This window comes from Paraburkholderia mimosarum LMG 23256 = NBRC 106338 (genome assembly GCF_000739815.1).
In the GTDB taxonomy this organism is placed as follows: domain Bacteria; phylum Pseudomonadota; class Gammaproteobacteria; order Burkholderiales; family Burkholderiaceae; genus Paraburkholderia; species Paraburkholderia mimosarum.
The window spans coordinates 220,266-240,083 of record NZ_BBJJ01000002.1 but is presented as its reverse complement, the minus strand read 5'-3'; the positions used below and the strand labels follow the sequence as shown (position 1 = coordinate 240,083).

Below are 19,818 nucleotides of genomic sequence, written 5' to 3'. Positions count from 1 at the left end.
TCCGGGTAACCCACAGAGCGAACTGCCTGAAATCTTGGCAGGGGAGGAAGGACTCGAACCCTCGCATGCCGGAATCAAAATCCGGTGCCTTAACCAACTTGGCGACTCCCCTACACTCAACTTTGAGCCTGGCTGGCCGGCTAGGTCCGATCAGCCACGCAAAACTATGCCGCGAAAGCGAAGAGTGGATGCGTATCCAGACTCGAGGCTACCGCGCTTCTCCAGTCCGGTTGTTCCGCGAGCAGTCTGGCTTGCGCCGCTTCTGCCCCGGACCGACTGGCGAATGCTGCAAAAACGCTGGCACCCGATCCGGTCATCCGCGCTGGCGCGATACTGTTTGAAACACTTTCAAACCATCGAAGCACCTGCGCTACTTCCGCGTATTTTCCCGCGACAACCGCTTGCATATCGTTATGACCGAAACTATCTGGCCATCCGTTCTGCGTTGCATGCTGTGCAAGAAAGACTGCTATTGTGCAGGTCTTTGTGTCCCTTGTCAATGACTTTTCTGAAAAAATCTCAGAAGTAGGAACATGTACCCGCGGCGTCACCACCAAAAAATGACGCGGGGGCAATTGTACAGCCTCGAGGGCTTCGCCAACACCCTCGGCGAACGCATTTTTTCCGAACACGAAAAACGGCACATCCGCGCCCAGCTTGAGTGCGAGCGCCTGCAACGCCTCGCGCTGCAAGTTGAGCTTCCAGAGACGGTTGAGCGCGAGCAGCGTGGTGGCCGCGTCCGAACTGCCGCCGCCGAGTCCGGCGCCCATCGGCAGTCGCTTTTCGATATCGATTTCGACGCCTTCGGTCGTGCCCGTGTACTCCTTGAGCAGCTTCGCCGCGCGGACAGTGAGGTCGTCTTCGGCAGGTACACCTTCCACTTCGACGGTGCGCGTGATGCGGCCGTCGCGACGGCGTGTGAAATGTAGCGTGTCGCCCCAGTCGAGAAGCTGAAACACGGTTTGCAGATCGTGGTAGCCGTTGGGGCGGCGGCCCGTGATGTGCAGGAAGAGATTGAGTTTCGCGGGCGCGAGGCAGTCGCGCAGCGAGTCCTGGGTTTCGATCATGATACCTTCGCGGCCGGCGAGTGCCGGCCCGGAAATACGGGTGATGGGTAGCGCCCCGGAGGCGCGCCTGCGCGCTTACTGGTCGAGCACCAGCCTGATCTGCAACGGCGGCTCGTCGCGCGTGAGATTGACGCGCTTCACGGCGGTCGCGGGCGCATCGGCGTAAGCGACGTAATCGATGGTCCAGCCGTCCTGCTCGATCTGCGAGAGCCGTTGCGGATCCTGCGGGTCGGGCGCAGTACGCGCGTGCGACGTGGGCGCAACCGACGGCTGCAGCCAGTAGCGCAGTCCTTCCACGGGCAGCGCGAAACCGAGCGCCTGCTGCATGAGCGTGCTCACGTTGTCGGCCGTGAGCGGCTGGCGGTTCGGCAGCTCAAGCGTGGCCTGGGAAGGCGCGGAAGTCACGAGCGCAAGCGTTTGGCCGAGCGGGTTGAGCAGTTGCAGCGTCACCGTGGAGTCGGTCTCGTGCCAGTCGAAGTTGCCGTAGGCATTGCGCTGCTGACCGTTCTGGTCGACGTACTGCACGGCGAAGCGGCCGTGATAGGCGCGGTTCGTCTGCGTGCTGAGCGAGGTCGTGGCGTTCGAGGTGGACGGTTGACGCGGCGGTTTCTGCGCGGCGCACCCTGCGAGCACGAGGAGCGCCGCTGCCGCGGCGCCGAGCGACGCGCGCCGCGCGAAACGGGCGACGCGCGCTGCGGGGAGGGCCATCGGGGGAACTGACGTGAAAAAATCTGCCATCAGAGATCGTTGACCTGCAAGCGCTTGAGCGTCTTCAGGAGCGTGTCGTTATCGGGTTCGAGCTTGCGGGCCTCGCGCCAGGCCGCGCGTGCGCCATCCTGGTCGCCATTCTTCCAGAGCACTTCGCCCAGGTGCGCGCCAATTTCGGCGTTCGGCTGGAGGCTGTACGCCTTGCGCAGCAGCTTGATTGCGTTCGCGTTGTCGCCGAGGCGGAATTTCACCCAGCCAACGCTGTCCATGATGAACGCGTCGTCGGGCGCGAGCGCCGAGGCCTTCTCGACGAGCTTGTCGGCTTCCTGGAGGCGCTGGTTGCGGTCCGCGAGCGAGTAGCCGAGCGCGTTGTAAGCCTGGGGATTGTCGGGCTGCGTCTTGATCAGCTTGCGCAGCTGCGCTTCCATGACGTCGTAATGGCCGGTCTTTTCGGCGGCCATCGCGTAGTCATAGGTGAGATCGGGATCTTCCGGGAAGTCGCCGGTCGCCTTCGCGAGGCGCGCTTCGGCCTCCGGGTAGCGCTTCGCGTCGAACAGGATCGCGGCATCGGTGCGTGCGATCAGCGCCTGGTCGCGCGGGTCGTCGGCCTGGATGCTCGCGAGCTGGCGGCGCGCGGCGTCGGTCTTGCCTTCCTTGTCGAGAATCTGGGCGCGCGTGATCTGGGCCGGCACGTATTGCTGGCTATTGGGCTGAATCTTGTCGAGCCACTTTTGCGCGCCGGCGTCATCCTTCTGCTCGACCGAGAGTTGCGCAAGGTAGATATAGGCCTGGCCCGGGTCCGCAGCCGGATTCTTCTCGGCGATCTGCGCGTATTGCGCCAGGTACTTCTGGGCGGCGTCGAACTTCTTCTGCTGCACGCTGATGAGCGCGAGCGCCATGAGCGGCATCAGGTCGGTCGCGTTCTCCTTGTGCAGGATCTCGAACTGCTTTTGCGCGTCGTCGAGGCGGTCGGCGGCGAGGTAGGTCTGTGCGAGCGCAAGCCGGCCTTCACGCGACTTCGGGTTCTGCTGGACGTACCTTTCGATCGATGCGATGCCTTCGGCACGCTCCTCCGGCCCCATCTGGGCCAGCATCAGCGCGGCAGGAAGGTAGTCGGCCTTGAGCGCGAGCGCCTGCTCGAACGACTTTCGCGCGCCCGGCACGTCGTCGGCGAGCAGTTGCTGGCGGCCGATCGCGAGCTGCGCCTCGGGACGATTCATGTCGTTCTTGAGCAGCGTCTTGAGCACATTCAGGCCGCCCACGCGATTGGGGCCGCGCGAAAGCAGAAGCTGCAGCGAGAGGATCGCCTGGCCCCGGCTGTCGGCCGGCACGCGCGCCAGTTCGCGCGCGAGCAGCGGCTGGGCGTCGTCGGGCTTGCCGGCGAGCACCAGCAGCGAGGCGTCGAGTTGCGCGGCGCGTTCCGAATCGGGGGCGTACTGCTGCCAGAGTTGCACGGCCGTCAGTGCGTCAGAAGGGCTTTGCGCCGCGAGCGCGATCTCGGTGGCGCGCTGCGCCATACGCGGGTCGTGCGTATCGCGCGCAAGCGCGAGATACGTCTGGAAGGCGGGCGCGGGCTGGTCGCGCTGCAGCGCGATTTCCGCGGCGAGCACCTGGAAGACGATCTGGCTCGACAGCGGCACGCCCGGCAGATCCTTCTTCTCGTCGGGCGACGCGGGGCCGAAGGCGTCCGGCATCGTGACGGACGTATCGTCCGTGTCGGGGGACGGATCCTGCGCGTACGCGCTCGACGTGGTCAGTGCCCAAGCCGCGACAACCGCGGCGCCGACGAGGCGGCGCGCGATGGCGGAGGGCACGCGGGGCGTTGCGGGACGCTTCGCGAACAGCTTAACGAAAGACAGTTCCATGGAATTCCGTCGAATGTTTCGGTCGATTGTAACGCGCTGGCTACAATACGCGCACAACGCGCACACGCGTTTGGGCAAGTTGTAGACCAGCCCGGATCCGCATCCCAATCAGGCCGCGAGATATGCCAGAGTTGCCAGAAGTCGAAGTTACCCGAAGGGGGATCGAGCCGTGGGTCGCGGGCCGCCGGGTCGAGCGCGTGGAGGTGCGCAACCCCGCTTTGCGCTGGCCGGTGCCGGCCACGCTTGCGCGCACGCTACGCGGTCACACGATCCGTTCCGTGGGGCGGCGCGGCAAGTATCTGCTGTTCGAAGTCGACGACGGCTGGTTCATCGTGCACCTCGGCATGACCGGGACGCTGCGCGTGCTGCGCAACCTGCCCAAGCCGCCCGCTGCGGAAAAGCACGATCATGTCGACTGGTACTTTGACGACTTCACGCTGCGTTTTCGCGATCCGCGCCGTTTCGGCGCCGTGCTGTGGCATCCGCGCGAAGCCGGCGACGTGCTGGGCCATCCGCTGCTGGCGACGCTCGGCATCGAGCCATTCGCGCCTGCGTTCGACGGCGCGCTGCTCTATCGCGAGACGCGCGGTCGCAAGGTCGCCGTCAAACAGGCGCTGCTCGCGGGCGACATCGTCGTGGGCGTGGGCAATATCTACGCCTCGGAAAGTCTCTTTCGCGCGGGCATCCGGCCAACGACCCCTGCGGGGCGTGTCTCGCTCGCGCGTTACGAACTCCTCGCGGACGCCGTGCGCGCCGTGCTTGCCTCGGCCATCGAGAAGGGCGGCAGCACGCTGCGCGATTTCGTCGGCAGCAATGGCGAAAGCGGCTATTTCCAGCTCGAATACTTCGTTTATGACCGTGCGGGCCAACCCTGCCGCGTGTGCGGCACGCCGATCAGGCAGATCGTGCAGGGCCAGCGCTCCACTTATTTCTGTCCGCGCTGCCAGCGCTGACCGCAAGCTTCTCCATGTACCGAACTTCCAATGCGTCCGCGGCGCTTCCTGAAAACGCGTATCCCCAACAACTGCTCACGGGCTTCGCGCCACGTCTGATCGCCTGGCAGCGCGAGCATGGCCGTCACGACCTGCCATGGCAGAACACGCGCGACCCATACCGCATCTGGCTCTCGGAAATCATGTTGCAGCAGACCCAGGTCTCGACCGTGATTCCGTACTACGCGCGCTTTCTCGAGCGCTTCCCCACGGTGGAGGCGCTCGCCGCCGCGCCCGACGACGACGTGATGGCCCTTTGGGCCGGCCTCGGTTACTACTCGCGCGCGCGCAACCTGCATCGCTGCGCGCAGGTCGTGGCGCAAACGCACGGCGGCAAGTTTCCATCGACGGTCGAGGCGCTGGCGGAGCTTCCCGGCATCGGCCGCTCGACCGCGGCGGCGATCGCGTCGTTCGCATTCGGTGCGCGCGCCACGATCCTCGACGGCAACGTGAAGCGCGTGCTCGCGCGCGTGTTCGGCGTGGAAGGCTTTCCGGGCGAGAAGCGCGTGGAGAACGCGATGTGGACGCTGGCCGAATCGCTGGTGCCGGGTTCCACGGCAAGCGACGCCGACGTGAGCGCGTACACGCAAGGCTTGATGGATCTGGGCGCGACGCTCTGTGGGCGGGGCAAGCCCGACTGCGCGCGCTGTCCGTTTGCGGATGACTGTGTGGCGAAGACGACGGGGCGCCAGCGCGAGCTGCCCGCCGCGCGCCCGAAGAAGACCGTGCCCACGCGTCGCACCTGGATGCTCGTGCTGCTCGACGGCGACGCGGTCATGCTGGAGAAGCGCCCGCCATCGGGCATCTGGGGCGGATTGTGGAGCTTGCCCGAAGCCGCCGACGAAGCGGCGCTCGCCGAGCGCGCGCAGGCGTTGGGCGCGAGCCGCGAGCGCGCGGCGGCGGCTTCGCCGCTCGCGCCGCTCGCGCACACGTTCACGCATTTCAAGCTCGACATCGAACCGCGAGTCGTTGAACTGCAGGGCGAAGCGGCGTTGCTCGAAGCGAACGAAACGCAAACCGCATGGGTGCCGCTGGGCGAGATCGACGCGTATGGCGTGCCCGCGCCTGTGCGCAAATTGCTCGACGGGTTGCGTGGACCGCTGATCTGAGTCCGCGCGAAGGCGGCCCAGATCGGCTTCAGCCCGTCTTCAAAGCAACTGATGCTGCTGCATGTAGTGATGCACGATGTCGATGCGCGCGCCCGCGTCGTTCAGCTCCATGAGCTTCTGGCGCGCGCGCAGTGGAATTGGCAGCACTTCGGCGAGACGGTTCGACACCCACGTGGGATCGTCGAAGCGGAACGGCTCCGCGAACGGCAGGCTCGCCGGGTCGCGCTCGCGTATCGTCGCGATGATCCGCTCGAGCACTTCCGAGCACGCGCCGAACTTCGCGAGCTGTTCGCCGCCTTCGAGCGGTATGTCTTCGGGGAGCAACTCGGCCATGCCCACGAGCAGGCCGTCGGCCTGCACGCGGTGCGAGAGCAGGTGAAAGCGCTGGGTGCCGTGCGCCTGGATGTGCAGCATGCCGACGGTTTCGACATCACATTGCTCGATGACGGCGAGGCAGCCAACGGTCTCAGGCACGGCAGGCTCGTCGGGTTGCGCGACCTCGGCGCCGCTCTTGAGCAGGCACACGCCGAACGGCGTGTGCTCGCGCAGGCACTCGCTCGCCATGTCCAGGTATCTCGCTTCGAAGATCTTGAGCGGCAGCAGGCCGCCGGGGAAGAGCACCGTATGCAGCGGAAACAGCGGCAAATCGGCAAGCACGGCAGGAGACGAGGACATAGCGCAACGCTTTCGGTTAAGGGCCGCGCGATGCGCAGCCGGTTAGGCGATCAGCCGTGACGACTCTCCGACATCGAGAGGCGCGTCGCGGTGACGCACGATAACGTTCGCCCCGCCGGCAAAGCGCGTGGCGAGCGTCTGGGCGATGTACACCGAGCGATGCTGGCCGCCGGTGCATCCAATCGCGACGGTCAGATAGCTGCGGTTGTCGGCGCGAAAATGCGGCAGCCACTTCGCAACGAACGCGTACACATCGTCGATCATTTCGTGAACGGCCGGCTGCGCGTTGAGAAAGTCGATCACGGGCCGATCGAGTCCGGTGAGGGGGCGCAAGCGGGCGTCGTAATGCGGGTTCGGCAGCGTGCGCACGTCGAATACGAGGTCCGCGTCGAGCGGCACGCCGCGCTTGAAGCCGAACGATTCGAACGTGAGCATGAGCGAGCCGCGCTCGCCCTCGACGAAGATCTTCACCCACTGGCGCAACGCGTTCGCGCTGAGATTGCTCGTATCGACCTGATGGCCGAATTCGGCGAGGTTCGAGACGAGTTCGCGTTCGTGCTCGATCGCTTCTTCCAGCGACTTGAGCATGCCCACATTGGCGTCGTGGGCGACGGAGCCCGACAGCGGATGGCGGCGGCGCGTTTCCGAAAAGCGCTGAATGAGCGATTGCGTGCTCGCGTTGAGGAACAGCACGCGCACGTCGTGGCGCAACGCGAGGTCGCGGATGATCTCCGGCATATCGTCGAACGAGGCGCTCGAGCGCGCGTCGATGGCAACCGCCAGGCGCTCGTAACCGTCGTCGCTCAAATATTGCGCGAGCTGAGGCAGAAAGCGCGGCGGCAGATTGTCGACGCAGAAGTAACCGACGTCCTCGAGCGCGTTGAGCGCCACTGACTTGCCGGAGCCCGAAATGCCGGTGATCAGGATGATACGCATGGGAAAGTCGATGAACCCGATTGGGTCATCATAGCATCCGATACGCGCGCCCGTATTGGCGCTCCGGGCCGCGCGGCGTGTGTTGACCGGCCGCGCGGTAGCGTCAGATCAGCTTGCCGGGAAACTGGCTGTCGGGATCCTGCATGGCGAGACGCTGACGGTCCATGAAGTCGCGCAGCGTGTCGATGCCGCGCAATTGCAGAATCGTGTTGCGCACGGCGGCCTCGACCAGCACGGCGAGGTTGCGGCCCGCGGCCACCTGGATCGTGACCTTGCTGATGGGCAGTCCCAGCACGTCGACCGTCTGGCTCTCCAGCGGCAGGCGCTGGAACTCGCCGTCCGGGCGGCGCACCAGTTGCACGATGAGCTTGAGCTTCATCTTCCGGCGCACGGCCGTTTCACCGAAGATCGTCTTGATATCGAGAAGACCGAGGCCCCGCACTTCGAGCAGATTCTGCAAGAGCGGCGGGCAGCGGCCTTCGACGAAATCGGGGCCGAGGCGCACGAAGTCCACGGCGTCGTCGGCCACGAGGCCGTGTCCACGGCTGATCAACTCCAGACCCAGTTCGCTTTTACCGAGGCCCGAGTCGCCGGTGAGCAGCACGCCCATGCCGAGGATGTCGAGGAACACGCCGTGCAGCGTCGCGCGCGGCGCGAGAATGCGCGACATGTAGAGGCGCAGGCTGTCGATGACGGTGGCCGCCGACATCGGCGTGGTGAAGAGCGGCGTCGAGGAGCGCGTACAGCGCAGCACCAGTTCGGGCGGCGCGGTCATGCCGTCGGCGACCACGAGGAAGGGCGGTTCGAGCGCGATCAACTCGGCCATGTGGCGCGAGCGGTCTTCGTCGGTCTGGCGCTGGTAGTAGTGGACCTCGGCGTCGCCGAGCACCTGGATGCGGTTCGGGTGGATGAGGTTGAGGTGGCCGACGAGGTCGGCGCTCGCCGTGGCCGTGGCCACCGTTTCCGTGGAGAAGCCGCGTTCCCAGCCTTCGTGCCCCGTCAGCCAGCTGAGCTTCAGCGTGGTGGCGTTGTCGTCGAAGATGCTTTGGGCGTTGATGCTGGAAGTGTCCATGAGTCGGTGACTCCGCGAGAGGGCTCGCTTAACGGCTGACTGAACTGCTGATTCAGGGTGCGGGCGGAACAAACCATGCGACCTGGATGATTAACGGCACTCGGGGCCTTGCGCTTCACCCATGCAACGCGTGTCGAGCGCGCCCGTCGGCCGCGCGAACCGCGTTTCGCGCGCCCGCGAGACGCCGCGCTTAGATCAAGGTTGCCACTGGGTGAGCAGGCGATGCAATGTTTCGCGGTCCTCTTCCGTATGGAGGCGTTCACGCGTTTCGCGGTCCGACAACAGTTGTGCGATCTCGGACAGGATTTCAAGATGCTGCTGCGTGGCCTGTTCGGGCACGAGCAGGAAGATGAGTAGCGAGACGGGCTGGCCGTCCGGCGCTTCGAAGGCGATAGGCTCGGCGAGGCGCACGAAGGCGGCCTGCGGCTGCTTGAGGCCCTTGATGCGGCCATGCGGAATGGCGACGCCTTCGCCGAGGCCCGTGGAGCCTAGACGCTCGCGCGCGAAAAGATTGTCGGTAACCGTGCTGCGGGCGATGCCGTTCTGGTTTTCGAAGATCAGGCCAGCCTGTTCGAAGACGCGTTTCTTGCTGGTAACGGACAGACCGACGACGACGTTCTCGATGGGAAGTATTTTGGCTAAACGATTCATGTTGGCAGGCGAAAACGTGGCCTGAATGCTCCTCACCCCAGCAACTGCCCGCCTTCGCGGAAGCATTGGATCCGGCTACGAAGCCCGATGCCGGGACCATGGGGACTTGTTCGTGCGTAAGACCCCGAAAACGACTGGACCATTATAGAACAAGCGTCCATGCCGATGGTGCGATGCGCCACGCATGAGCGCAACCTTTGTTCCCCGGTTGCACCGCCGGCAAAAACACAGGTTGCACACATCCACGAAAAAGCCGCCCGGTTCGGGCGGCTTCGCTTCAGCGGACGGAGGATGAACTTATCGACTCCGGCTCCGGCTCATGGCGAGAATCGCCACGAGGCTCATTGCGGCGGGACCTCGATAATGGGCGCGGGTTGATGCTTGATCGCCTCGTGCTGATGTCCCTGCACGCGGTCCTTGTGACGGACGACCTGGCGGTCCAGCTTGTCGACCACGAGATCGATGGCGGCGTACATGTCGCCGTTCGCGCTCTCCACAAAAATGTCCTTGCCTTTCAGATGAAGGTTCACTTCGACCTTCTGTCTCTTATCCTTTTCCTTATGGTTGTCGACCGAGAGGACCACATTGCCATCGATTACCTGATCGAAATGTCTTAGCACCCTGTCCAGTTTGGTGATCACGTATTCTCGCAACGCTGGCGTAACTTCGAGATGGTGTCCACTGATCTTCAGATTCATAGTGCTTCTCCAGGCTGATGGCCGCGGGACGCGTGAAGCGCGGCAATGCCGGTCGACTGTCTGCCTGTGCGAGGCTCCCCGAAAGGCCTGCGACGACGGGCTAGCTCGGCCGGCCATTTCCGCCAACGGGCGTAGCGGCCGGAAAACGCCTGCTCCGTGAAAGGCGGAACAGGCTAAAGAGACTTGCGCAGATTAACTGCCGGGATCTTCAGCGCTTCGCGATACTTCGCGACTGTGCGTCGCGCGACAACGAAGCCCTGTTCCGCCAGCAGTTCGGCGATGCGGCTGTCTGAAAGAGGAGATTTGGTGTTCTCGGCTCCTATGAGTTGCTTGATGAGAGCGCGGATGGCGGTGGACGATGCAGCGCCGCCGGTGTCCGTCGATACGTGCGATCCGAAGAAGTACTTAAATTCAAGTGTCCCGAATGGAGTCAGCATGTATTTACCGGTTGTCACACGCGAGACAGTTGATTCGTGTAGGCCCAGCGTATCAGCAATCTCCCTCAAAACCAAGGGGCGCATGGCGATTTCGCCATGTGCAAAAAAGTTCTTCTGACGCTCGACGATAGCCTGCGCGACGCGCAGGATCGTCTCGAAGCGCTGCTGGATGTTCTTGATGAGCCAGCGCGCTTCCTGCAACTGCTGGCGCAGCGAGCCGCTGCCCGGATCGCCGCGGTTGTTGCGCAGGATATTCGCGTACAAATGGTTGATGCGCAGCTTCGGCACCACCTCGGGGTTCAGCTCCGCATGCCAGTTCTGGCCGCTCTTCTTCACGATGATGTCCGGCACCACGTAATCGGCTTCGGCCTTGCCGTACGACGCACCCGGAAACGGCTCCAGCGAACGGATCAGCGTATGCGCGTCGCGCAGTTCGTCGTCGCCCGTCTTCAGCTGCTTGCGCAGCCGCGTGAAGTCGCGCGCGGCGAGCAGTTCCAGATGATGCGACACGATCTCTAGCGCGAGCGTGCGCGTGGGCGACGAATTGACGCGCAGCAGCTGGAGCTTGAGGCACTCGGAGGCCGAACGCGCGCCCACACCAGCGGGGTCGAAGCTGTGCAGGAGCGCGAGCGCCGCGTTGAGCTCGTCGCCATCGACCTCCAGCTCTGCGGGGATGTCCGCAAGGATTTCCTCGCACGTCGCGCTGAGATAGCCGTCTTCATCGAGCGATTCGATGAGGAACGTGATCAGCGCGCGATCGCGCGGACTCGCATTCGTTTCGCGCAGCTGCGCCATCAGATGATCGCGCAACGTCGTGGTCGATTCGTGGATCTGCAGCGGCGGCAGGTCGTCGTCGTCGGAGGCGTTGCCTGAGCGGCCGTAGTCGTCGAGGTTCCACTGGCTGGCGTCGCCGTTCGCGTCGCCGCCGAGGCCGTCGTATTCGTCCACGCCCCGCGGCTCGCTCTCACTGCTTTCGCTGCTGCCGTTGGACGCCGTGCTGGACGTGTTCGCGCCCTGCATCGGCTCCGCGCCCGAGGGCGCGGGCGGCTGCGCGATGACCGAGCCGTCTGCGGCTACGCGCAGCGGGCTCGCGATCCAGTCGTCCTCGTTTTCGAGCAGCGGGTTCTGCGCGATCGCCGTCGCCACCTCCTGCTGCAGTTCGAGCGTCGACAGCTGCAGCAGCCGGATGGACTGTTGCAGTTGGGGGGTGAGCGCAAGATGCTGCGAAAGGCGGAGTTGGAGGCTGGCTTTCATGGCGGTGTGCGAACCATTGTAAAGAGTTTGCCACGCGGGCGAAACCACGAGACATTCGCAAAAACGAGCGTTTGCCGCGCCGTCGGGTCCCCGGAATTTGGTGCGCAAACGAGGGACGGCGCACGTCGCGCCATGCACTCTTTAGGGGCACGGCGGGCACGGCGGAATGACGCGGGGAAAGCAGACGTGGCGCCTGCCTGACAACGGGAAAGCGGATCGCTCACGCCTCGTGAGCAGCGCCGGGCTACGGGCCGGCGGGCGGGCGCGCGGGGCGCGCCCGTGGGCTTACATGCGGAAGTGCTCGCCGAGATAGACGCGGCGCACACTTTCGTTCTCGATGATGTCGCCGGGCGCGCCGGCCGCGAGCACCGAGCCGTCGCTGATGATGTACGCGTGATCGCAGATGCCGAGCGTCTCGCGCACGTTGTGGTCCGTGATCAGCACGCCGATGTTGCGCTGCTTGAGGAACTTCACGATCTTCTGGATTTCGAGCACGGCGATCGGGTCGACGCCCGCGAACGGCTCGTCGAGCAGGATGAAGCTCGGGTCGGTTGCGAGGGCGCGTGCAATTTCCACACGGCGGCGCTCGCCACCGGAAAGCGAGAGCGCCGGGTTATCGCGCAAATGCGCGATCTGCAGCTCGTCGAGCAGCGCATCCGTGCGCTCGCTGATCACGTCTTTCGACAGACGTTTGCCGTTGCCGTCCACCTGCAACTCGAGCACTGCGCGGATGTTCTCTTCCACGGTGAGCTTGCGGAACACCGAAGCTTCCTGCGGCAAATACGAGAGGCCGAGCGCCGCGCGCTTGTGGATCGGCAGCAGGCTGATGGACTGGCCGTCGAGATCGATCTCGCCGGCATCGAGCGGCACGAGACCTACGATCATGTAGAACGAGGTGGTCTTGCCGGCGCCGTTGGGCCCGAGCAGCCCGACCACTTCGCCACTTTTCACGTCGAGCGAAACGTCCTTGACGACCGTGCGCGAGCCATAGCGCTTCTTCAGGTTGCGCACGACGAGCGAGCTCGTCTTGCCGGCGAGCTGGCGGCCATGGATTTGGGGGGCGGTGACGGTGTTCACTGTTGCGGCGCTCCCTGCAGCGTGGTGGACGGCGTGAGCGTGGCGGGGGCGCCCGCGCCCGGCTGCGCGCCGGCGGCCGGCGCTCCTGTGGTGCGCGGCGAGAGCATGGCCCGCACGCGGCCGCCGGGGTTGCCGGGGCCGGCGACGTCCTTGCCCGATCTTGCCGTATAGAAGTCGTTCTGGCCGTCGTAGGTGACGACGCTGCCGTGGACCTGGTCCATCACCGTCGAGAGGCCCTGCAGGCGGCGCACCGTGGCGCGCGTCGTGAGCGTGGTGAGGTCTTGCCTGCCGTCGTAGTCGATGCGCTCGGCGGTGCCGTCGACGTATTCGTCGAGGCCCTCGCGCTTCTGGCGGAAATAGGCGAGCTTCTCGGCCGGCGTGCCCGGCGCGACGGTGCCCGTCGCGAACTGGTAGCCCTGCGGGTCCTGCGTGACGACGACCTTGTCGGCCTTGATGAGAATCGTACCCTTGGTGGCGACCACGTGGCCGGTGAAGATGGTCTGCTGCTTCAGATCGTCATACGTCATGTTGTCCGCTTCGATATTGAGCGGCTTGTCCTTGTCGGCGCGCTCGGCGTGGGCCGCGGGCGCGAGGCCGCCGAGCAGCAGCGCGAGCGCCGACAGCGCCGCGAACAGGGCGCGGCGCGCTTCGGGCGAACGGCCGTTCAGAGGACGGGGAAGCGAATCGTTCATGCAATCATGCCTTGCGTGGACGGCCCGGCGCTCAGGACGAGCCGCCGGAGTCAGCCGGGGCGATGGCTCCGCGGACGTTGCCGAAGAGCTGGATGACCCGGGTGACGTTGTTGTAGTTCATGCCGCTGGTGGCCGTCATGACCGACTGGCCGCGACGAAGTTTAACCGGCTTTTCGGTCAGGATCACATCGTCGTTCACCAGCACTTTGAAATGCTCCGAGTCAGCCTGCATTTCCGGATCGCCGGCGCCGGCCGCCCGCAGGATGCGCGCGTTGTCGTACAGGTTCACGATCGAGGCGTCGGCATTGACCGTGCCGCGCTCGCCCGTGGCCGTCACGATCGGCTTGCCCGGCTGGAACGCGCGCACGGCCGGATTCGTGAGGTCGCTGTTCTCGTCGTCCTCGTAGTGAACCATGTGCGTGGCGGTGAGCCGGTACTGCGTCGCGCCGGACTGATCGAGCTCGGAGACCGAGAAGTTGTCGGCGAAATAGTCGGGCGTATGCGTGAGCGGACGCGGCGCCGCCTCTTTTTCGCGCGGCTGGACGGCCTGCAGCAGCCACCACGTGAAGCCGGCGAGCGCGGCCACGCACACGAGCGGCACGAGCGAGGTGAGGCGGAACTTCTGGTTCATCGCGGCATCCCGGACAGCGGCGCGCAGGCCTCGGCGAGCATGGACTCATAGCGGTTCTGCGCGCGCAGGATCAGGTCGGCGACTTCGCGCACGGCGCCGTGGCCGCCCACCTTGTCGGACACCCAGTGGGCGCGCGAAAGCACGTCGGGATGGGCGTTCGCGGGCGCGGCCGCGAAGCCGCACTGGAGCATCACGCCGAGGTCGGGCCAGTCGTCGCCCATGTAGCCGCACGCTTCGGGCGCGATGCCCGTTTGCGACAGCAGCTCGGCGAACGCCACGCGCTTGTCTTCCACGCCCTGCCACAGGTGCGTGATCTTCAGCTCCTTCGCGCGCATGGCGACGATCTCCGAGCGGCGCCCGGTGATGATGGCCGTGTCGATGCCGGCCACGCGCAGGAGCTTCGCGCCGTGGCCGTCCAGCGAGTTGAACGCCTTCATGGTGTCGCCCGCGCCGGTGAAGAGCAGGCCGCCGTCGGTGAGCACACCGTCGACGTCGAAGATCATGAGCCGCACACGCGCTGCGCGCGCGGTCGCGTCGAGGGGGAGTGCCATCAGATTACCTTCTTGGAGAACAGGTCGTGCATGTTGAGCGCGCCGATCAGCGTGCCCTCGGCATCGACGACCAGCATCTGATTGATGCGATGTCGCTCCATCAGTTCCACGGCTTCGACTGCGAGCTGGTCCGGGCCGATGGTGCGCGGGGCGCGGGTCATGACCTGCGCGATCGGCAGGTCGCGGAAATCGCCGACGCGCTCCAGCACGCGGCGCAGGTCGCCGTCGGTGAAAATGCCTTCCACGCGGTTGTCCGCGCCGACGATCGCCGTCATGCCCATACGCTTGGCCGTCAGCTGGAAGAGGGCGTCGCGCACGGTTACGTCGTCGCGCACTTTTGGAATTTCGTCGCCGGTGCGCATCACGTCGCGCACGTAGGTGAGGAGGCGCCGGCCGAGCGCGCCACCCGGATGCGAGCGCGCGAAGTCGTCGGCGCCGAAGCCGCGCGCGTCGAGCACCGCGACCGCGAGCGCGTCGCTCAAGGCGAGCGCCGCCGTGGTGCTCGCGGTGGGCGCGAGGTTCAGCGGGCAGGCTTCCTTTTCCACGCCTGCGTCGAGATGCACGTCGGAGAGTTTGCCGAGCGTCGATTGCGGGCGATTGCCCGTCATGCCGATCAGCTTCGCGCCGATGCGCTTGACGAGCGGCAGGATCGCCACGAGCTCTTCGGATTCGCCGGAGTTCGACAGGCCGATGAACACGTCTTCGGCGGTGACCATGCCGAGGTCGCCGTGACTGGCTTCGGCCGGATGCACGAAGAACGCCGGGGTGCCGGTGGAGGCGAGCGTGGCCGCGAGCTTGCGGGCAATGTGGCCCGATTTGCCGATGCCGGAAACGACCACGCGGCCGCGGCAGCTGAGGATGAGATCGACCGCGCTGACGAAGCTGTCGTCGAGCCGGTCGCGAAGCCCGCGCACGGCGTCGGCTTCGGTGTCGAGCACGTCGCGAGCGAGCTTCAGTGCCCGATCGCCATTGATTTTCGCTATCATCCGCGGAGTATAGCAAAGGCGTCTGCGCGCCGCGCCGGCGCCCCCAGCGCGAAAACCTCGTGCGCGCGCCGCCCCGCAGTTTCTCCCGCAGCCCTTCCCATTGAGCCGCCTTTGCGTCGATCATTGAGACGGCGCGGGGCAGATTTTGCATCGCCGCTCATGCAAACCGCGGCTGACGAACGAGGACGCTCCACACGATGATCTCCCCGCTGGAAATGACGCTGTTCCTGCTGCTCGCCTCGGTGGTCGGCGTCGTCCTGTTCCGCTATCTGAATCTGCCGCCGATGCTCGGCTACCTCACGGTCGGCATCCTCGTGGGCCCGCGCGCGCTTGGCATCGTGCCGGACACGCACGGCGCGCAGAACCTGGCCGAGTTCGGCGTCGTGTTCCTGATGTTCTCCATCGGCCTCGAGTTCTCGCTCTCGAAGCTGCGCGCCATGCGCCATGCGGTGTTCGGCCTCGGTCTCTCGCAGGTGATGGGCACGATCCTGGTGGCGCTCCTGCTCGGGCTCGTGCTGGAGCCGTGGGTGCATATCACCTGGCAGGCGTGCGTCGCGCTGGGTGGCGCGCTCGCCATGTCGTCCACGGCCATCGTCAGCAAGATGCTGTCCGAGCGGCTCGAGATCGAATCGGAGCACGGCCGCAACATTCTGGGCGTGCTGCTGTTCCAGGATCTGGCCGTGGTGCCGCTCCTCATCGTGATCGCGGCGTTCGGCGGCTCTTCGGCGTCGCTCTTCGAGTCGCTCGGCATGGCCGCCGTGAAGATCGTGCTCGCGCTCGGCATTCTGCTCATCGTGGGGCAGAAGTTCATGACGCGCTGGTTCAACGTGGTCGCGCGGCGCCGCTCGCAGGAACTGTTCGTGCTCAACGTGCTGCTCGTCACGCTGGGCGCCGCGTTCATCACCGACAAGTTCGGCCTCTCGCTCGCGCTCGGCGCCTTCATCGCGGGCATGCTGATCGCCGAGACGCCGTACCGGCATCAGGTGGAAGAGGACATCAAGCCGTTTCGCGACGTGCTGCTCGGCCTCTTCTTCGTGACCACGGGCATGCTGCTCAACCCGCACGTGATCTGGCAGCACCCCCTCATGGTGGCGGGCTTCCTGGTCGGGCCGGTCGTGCTCAAGGCCGTGCTCATCACGGCGCTCACGCGCATGTTCGGCGCCTCGCCGGGCGTGGCGATGCGCACGGGTCTCGGCCTCGCGCAGGCCGGCGAATTCGGCTTCGTGCTGCTGAACCTCATTCTCGACCGGCATCTCGTCGATCCGACGCTCCTGCAGGCGATCCTCGCGGCCATGCTGCTTTCCATGCTCGCCGCGCCGTTCCTGATCCAGAACGCCGACCGCATCGTACTGCGCCTTTCCTCGACGGAATGGATGCAGCAGTCGCTGATGATGACGCGCATCGCCACGCAAAGCATCAAGCAAAGCGGCCACGTGATCGTGTGCGGATATGGCCGCGCGGGGCAGAACCTCGCGCGCATGCTCGAATACGAGGGCCTCTCGTACGTCGCGCTCGACCTCGACCCGGACCGCGTGGCGGCCGCGGCAGCGGCGGGCGAGTCGGTGGTGTTCGGCGATGCCGCGCGGCGCGAGTCGCTCGTCGCCGCGGGCATCCACCGCGCGGCTGCGGTGGCGATCACCTATGCCAATACGCAGTCGGCCTTTCGCGTGCTCCATCACATTCACGAACTGGAGCCCACCTTGCCCGTGATCGTGCGCACCGTCGACGACGCCGATCTCGAACGCCTGCTCGCCGCGGGCGCGACCGAGGTGATTCCCGAGATCGTGGAAGGCAGCCTGATGCTCGCCTCGCACATGCTGGTGCTGATGGGCGTGCCGATGCGGCGCGTGGTGCGTCGCGTCGAGGAACTGCGCGACGAACGTTACAGCCTCCTGCGCGGCTACTTCCACGGCACCGACGATGTGGGCGAGGACGGTCACGAGCAGGTGCGGCTACAATCCGTACCGGTCGACGAGCGCGCCGACGCCGTGGGCCGCACGCTCGCGGACCTGGGGCTTGTCGAGCTCGGTGTCGAGGTGACGGCGATCCGCCGCCACGGCATTCGCGGCGTCGAGCCGGACCCGTCGACGAAGCTGCGCGAAGCCGACATCGTCGTGCTGCGCGGCCTGCCCGAGCAACTCGCGCTGGCCGAGGAGCGGCTCTCCCGGCACCGCAAGCCGGGCGCCGCTGGTGCGGGCGCGGCGGCGGCCTGACGCGGCCGCCAGGATCGCTGGCTGGCGACCGCCCATGCAAAGGTCCTGCCCCGTTTATACGCCCTACTGTTCTTTATCCCGTCAATACCCGGAGAAATCATGTCCAACGCACCTGCGAATCCGAGCGCGCAAGCCGCCCAGTTCGTGAACAGCCTGATCCGCACGGTGCCGGACTGGCCACAGCCCGGCGTGCAGTTCCGCGATATCACGCCGCTCATCGGCGACCCGAAGGGGCTGCGCGTGCTGATCGACCTGTTCGTCGAGCGCTACGTGGACGCGAAGCTCGACTACGTGGCGGGGCTCGACGCGCGCGGCTTCATCATCGGGCCGATCGTCGCGTACGAGCTGAACGTGGGCTTCATTCCGATCCGCAAGATCGGCAAGCTGCCGTACAAGACCGTCTCCGAGACCTACAAGCTCGAATACGGCGAAGCGACCGTCGAGATCCACGAGGATGCTTGCGGCAAGGGCGACCGGGTCGTGATCGTCGACGACCTGATCGCCACCGGTGGCACCATGATGGCCGGCAAGCTGCTGCTCGAACGCCTCGGCGCGTCCGTGGTGGAGGGCGCCGCGATCATCGACCTGCCGGAGCTGGGCGGCTCGAAGCTGCTGACCGAGGCGGGCCTGCCGCTCTTCACCGTCACCGCCTTCGGCGGCCACTGAAACCCGAACGCGCACCGTTACGAGTCGATCTCATGCCGAATTTCGCGCTCTTTCTCGCCACGTCCCTCGCCATTACCTTCGCGCCGGGCCCCGACAACCTCCAGGTGCTCGCGCGCGGCATTTCGCAGGGCCGCGCCGCTGGTCTCGTGGCCGCGCTCGGTTTCGCCGCGGGCGTGACGTTCCATACCACGCTCGCCGCCCTCGGCGTGGCCGCTGTCCTGCGCGCGTCGCCACTCGCGTTCCAGATCCTCAAGCTCGCGGGCGCCGCGTATCTCGTGTGGATCGGCGTGAAGGCGCTCAAGAGCCAGGGCCTCGCCGCCGCGGGCGACCGGCCGCGCCAGCCGCTTTTGGCGATCTTTCGCCAGAGCGTGCTCGGCAACATGCTGAATCCGAAAGTGACGCTGTTCTTCGTCGTGTTCCTGCCGCAGTTCGTCGACGCGCACGGCGCACAGAGCGTCACCCTGCAGATGCTCGAACTCGGCCTCGTGTTCATGGCGCAGACGGTCGTGGTGTTCTCGATCTTCGGGCTCTGTGCGGGCACGATCGGCGGCTGGCTCAAGCGCCGACCGCGCGCGGGCGTGTGGCTCGATCGCCTTGCGGGCCTCACCTTTATCGCCATTGGAATTCGAATCGCCCTGCGCGACTGATCTACGGAGTCCTGATCGATGACGTTGCCTTGCATTATCGACGCGCGGCGTTTCGACGTCGCTGCGCATCTGCCGTTTCATATCGGCGACGAGCGCGTGGGCTGGATCCGCGAGGACGATGTCGCGCTGCTCGCGCGCTGGCCCGACGTGTTCGAGATCGATGGCGACGCGCAAAGCGCGCGCGTGACGCTCGCTGGGCACTTCGACAGCGTGCCGGCGCGCAGCGCGGCGCTAGGCTCGGTGATCGGCGCGCTGGCGGCAGAAGGCCGCATTCCCGGCTGGCGCAACGAAACCTACGCGATCCGCAACGCCTTCGAAGCACCGCCGCTCGCCTTCATCGAACGCGCGGCCTCGCGCTTCTTCGGCACGATGACGTACGCGGTGCATCTGAACGGCGTCGTAGAATACGCGCATTCCTTGTCGCCCGGCGCACCGCAGCTATGGATCGCGCGGCGCAGCCACACCAAGGCCACCGACCCGGGCATGCTCGACAACGTCGTGGCGGGCGGCATCGGCTGGGGTTTCGACATCGAGGCCACGCTCGTGAAGGAATGCTGGGAAGAAGCGGGCATCGGCGCGGATCTCGCGCGCGAGGCGCGTGCCGGCCGCACCGTGCACGTGCTGCAGTCGCTGCCCGAAGGCACGCAGGCCGAGCAGATCTTCGTCTACGATCTCGTGCTTCCGGCCGACTTCGTGCCGCACAACCAGGACGGCGAAGTCGGCGAGCACCGCCTCGCGCGTATCGACGAAGCCGCGCGCTGGATCGAGGAAGGCGCGATGACGGTGGACGCGAGCCTCGCGACGCTCGACTGCCTGCTGCGCCGCCAATGGATAGACGAAGACGCGTGCGAGGGCATTGCCGCGATCTTCGAGGCGCCGACGCTGTGAAAG

20 protein-coding genes and 1 tRNA gene are annotated in these 19,818 nt (G+C 65.9%); 6 read left to right on the top strand and 15 right to left on the bottom strand.

Going from position 1 to position 19,818, the window contains the following annotated elements; all coding sequences use genetic code 11:
• Positions 1-35: 35 nt before the first annotated feature.
• The 4 genes from BMI01S_RS03130 to BMI01S_RS03115 form a co-directional block, all read right to left on the bottom strand.
• Positions 36-112 (bottom strand) — tRNA-Gln (locus BMI01S_RS03130).
• 52 nt (positions 113-164) lie between these two features.
• A complete protein-coding gene (gene ispE, locus BMI01S_RS03125; RefSeq protein WP_028230019.1) occupies positions 165-1,067 on the bottom strand; it encodes a 4-(cytidine 5'-diphospho)-2-C-methyl-D-erythritol kinase in 903 nt (300 codons plus the stop codon).
• Positions 1,068-1,142: 75 nt separating this feature from the next.
• Positions 1,143-1,775: a lipoprotein insertase outer membrane protein LolB gene (lolB, locus tag BMI01S_RS03120; RefSeq protein ID WP_028230020.1), complete on the bottom strand. Its 633-nt coding sequence runs from the start codon at positions 1,773-1,775 to the stop codon at positions 1,143-1,145.
• Between the two features lie 29 nt (positions 1,776-1,804).
• Entirely contained in the window at positions 1,805-3,640 is a 1,836-nt protein-coding gene (locus BMI01S_RS03115) for a tetratricopeptide repeat protein (RefSeq protein WP_028230021.1), read from the bottom strand.
• Positions 3,641-3,762: 122 nt separating this feature from the next.
• On the opposite strand from BMI01S_RS03115, the gene mutM reads away from it, so the two are divergent.
• A complete protein-coding gene (mutM, locus tag BMI01S_RS03110) occupies positions 3,763-4,593 on the top strand; it encodes a bifunctional DNA-formamidopyrimidine glycosylase/DNA-(apurinic or apyrimidinic site) lyase (protein WP_028209339.1) in 831 nt (276 codons plus the stop codon).
• Positions 4,594-4,607: 14 nt separating this feature from the next.
• The gene (gene mutY / locus BMI01S_RS03105) at positions 4,608-5,741 is read left to right on the top strand and encodes an A/G-specific adenine glycosylase (protein ID WP_081723310.1); all 1,134 of its coding nucleotides are present in this window, start codon (positions 4,608-4,610) and stop codon (positions 5,739-5,741) included.
• A gap of 39 nt (positions 5,742-5,780) precedes the next feature.
• On the opposite strand, the gene BMI01S_RS03100 is transcribed toward mutY, so the two are convergent.
• From BMI01S_RS03100 to kdsD, 11 genes are all read right to left on the bottom strand, one after another.
• Positions 5,781-6,416, bottom strand: a complete 636-nt coding sequence (locus BMI01S_RS03100) for an LON peptidase substrate-binding domain-containing protein (RefSeq protein ID WP_028209341.1) — start codon at positions 6,414-6,416, stop codon at positions 5,781-5,783.
• A 42-nt stretch (positions 6,417-6,458) separates the two neighbouring features.
• Complete coding sequence (gene rapZ / locus BMI01S_RS03095; protein WP_028230023.1) at positions 6,459-7,352, bottom strand: RNase adapter RapZ; 894 nt, start codon at positions 7,350-7,352, stop codon at positions 6,459-6,461.
• Positions 7,353-7,455: 103 nt separating this feature from the next.
• Positions 7,456-8,424: an HPr(Ser) kinase/phosphatase gene (hprK, locus tag BMI01S_RS03090; RefSeq protein ID WP_028209343.1), complete on the bottom strand. Its 969-nt coding sequence runs from the start codon at positions 8,422-8,424 to the stop codon at positions 7,456-7,458.
• Positions 8,425-8,619: 195 nt separating this feature from the next.
• Positions 8,620-9,141, bottom strand: a complete 522-nt coding sequence (gene ptsN, locus BMI01S_RS03085; protein ID WP_042288238.1) for a PTS IIA-like nitrogen regulatory protein PtsN — start codon at positions 9,139-9,141, stop codon at positions 8,620-8,622.
• Positions 9,142-9,416: 275 nt separating this feature from the next.
• Positions 9,417-9,773: a ribosome hibernation-promoting factor, HPF/YfiA family gene (gene hpf / locus BMI01S_RS03080; protein ID WP_028209344.1), complete on the bottom strand. Its 357-nt coding sequence runs from the start codon at positions 9,771-9,773 to the stop codon at positions 9,417-9,419.
• Between the two features lie 173 nt (positions 9,774-9,946).
• Entirely contained in the window at positions 9,947-11,464 is a 1,518-nt protein-coding gene (locus tag BMI01S_RS03075) for an RNA polymerase factor sigma-54 (protein WP_028230024.1), read from the bottom strand.
• 285 nt (positions 11,465-11,749) lie between these two features.
• Positions 11,750-12,517: an LPS export ABC transporter ATP-binding protein gene (gene lptB, locus BMI01S_RS03070; RefSeq protein ID WP_154671141.1), complete on the bottom strand. Its 768-nt coding sequence runs from the start codon at positions 12,515-12,517 to the stop codon at positions 11,750-11,752.
• A 20-nt stretch (positions 12,518-12,537) separates the two neighbouring features.
• Positions 12,538-13,233: a lipopolysaccharide transport periplasmic protein LptA gene (gene lptA, locus BMI01S_RS03065; RefSeq protein WP_028230025.1), complete on the bottom strand. Its 696-nt coding sequence runs from the start codon at positions 13,231-13,233 to the stop codon at positions 12,538-12,540.
• Between the two features lie 31 nt (positions 13,234-13,264).
• The gene (gene lptC / locus BMI01S_RS03060; RefSeq protein ID WP_028209348.1) at positions 13,265-13,864 is read right to left on the bottom strand and encodes an LPS export ABC transporter periplasmic protein LptC; all 600 of its coding nucleotides are present in this window, start codon (positions 13,862-13,864) and stop codon (positions 13,265-13,267) included.
• Positions 13,861-14,415 (bottom strand): KdsC family phosphatase, encoded by a 555-nt coding sequence (locus BMI01S_RS03055; protein ID WP_028230026.1) that lies wholly within the window; start codon positions 14,413-14,415, stop codon positions 13,861-13,863. Before BMI01S_RS03055 ends, lptC begins: the two co-directional genes overlap by 4 nt.
• Positions 14,415-15,401, bottom strand: a complete 987-nt coding sequence (kdsD, locus tag BMI01S_RS03050; protein WP_028209350.1) for an arabinose 5-phosphate isomerase KdsD — start codon at positions 15,399-15,401, stop codon at positions 14,415-14,417. Before kdsD ends, BMI01S_RS03055 begins: the two co-directional genes overlap by 1 nt.
• A 197-nt stretch (positions 15,402-15,598) precedes the next feature.
• On the opposite strand from kdsD, the gene BMI01S_RS03045 reads away from it, so the two are divergent.
• The 4 genes from BMI01S_RS03045 (at position 15,599) to BMI01S_RS03030 (ending at position 19,815) form a co-directional block, all read left to right on the top strand.
• The gene (locus BMI01S_RS03045; protein ID WP_028230027.1) at positions 15,599-17,614 is read left to right on the top strand and encodes a cation:proton antiporter domain-containing protein; all 2,016 of its coding nucleotides are present in this window, start codon (positions 15,599-15,601) and stop codon (positions 17,612-17,614) included.
• A 99-nt stretch (positions 17,615-17,713) separates the two neighbouring features.
• Positions 17,714-18,280, top strand: coding sequence for an adenine phosphoribosyltransferase (locus BMI01S_RS03040; protein ID WP_028209352.1), 567 nt, complete (start codon positions 17,714-17,716; stop codon positions 18,278-18,280).
• A 32-nt stretch (positions 18,281-18,312) separates the two neighbouring features.
• Positions 18,313-18,927 carry a LysE family translocator gene (locus BMI01S_RS03035; protein WP_028230028.1) on the top strand — a complete coding sequence of 205 codons (615 nt, stop codon included), beginning with the start codon at positions 18,313-18,315 and terminating at the stop codon, positions 18,925-18,927.
• 18 nt (positions 18,928-18,945) lie between these two features.
• Complete coding sequence (locus tag BMI01S_RS03030) at positions 18,946-19,815, top strand: NUDIX hydrolase (RefSeq protein WP_028230029.1); 870 nt, start codon at positions 18,946-18,948, stop codon at positions 19,813-19,815.
• Positions 19,816-19,818 lie beyond the last annotated feature (3 nt).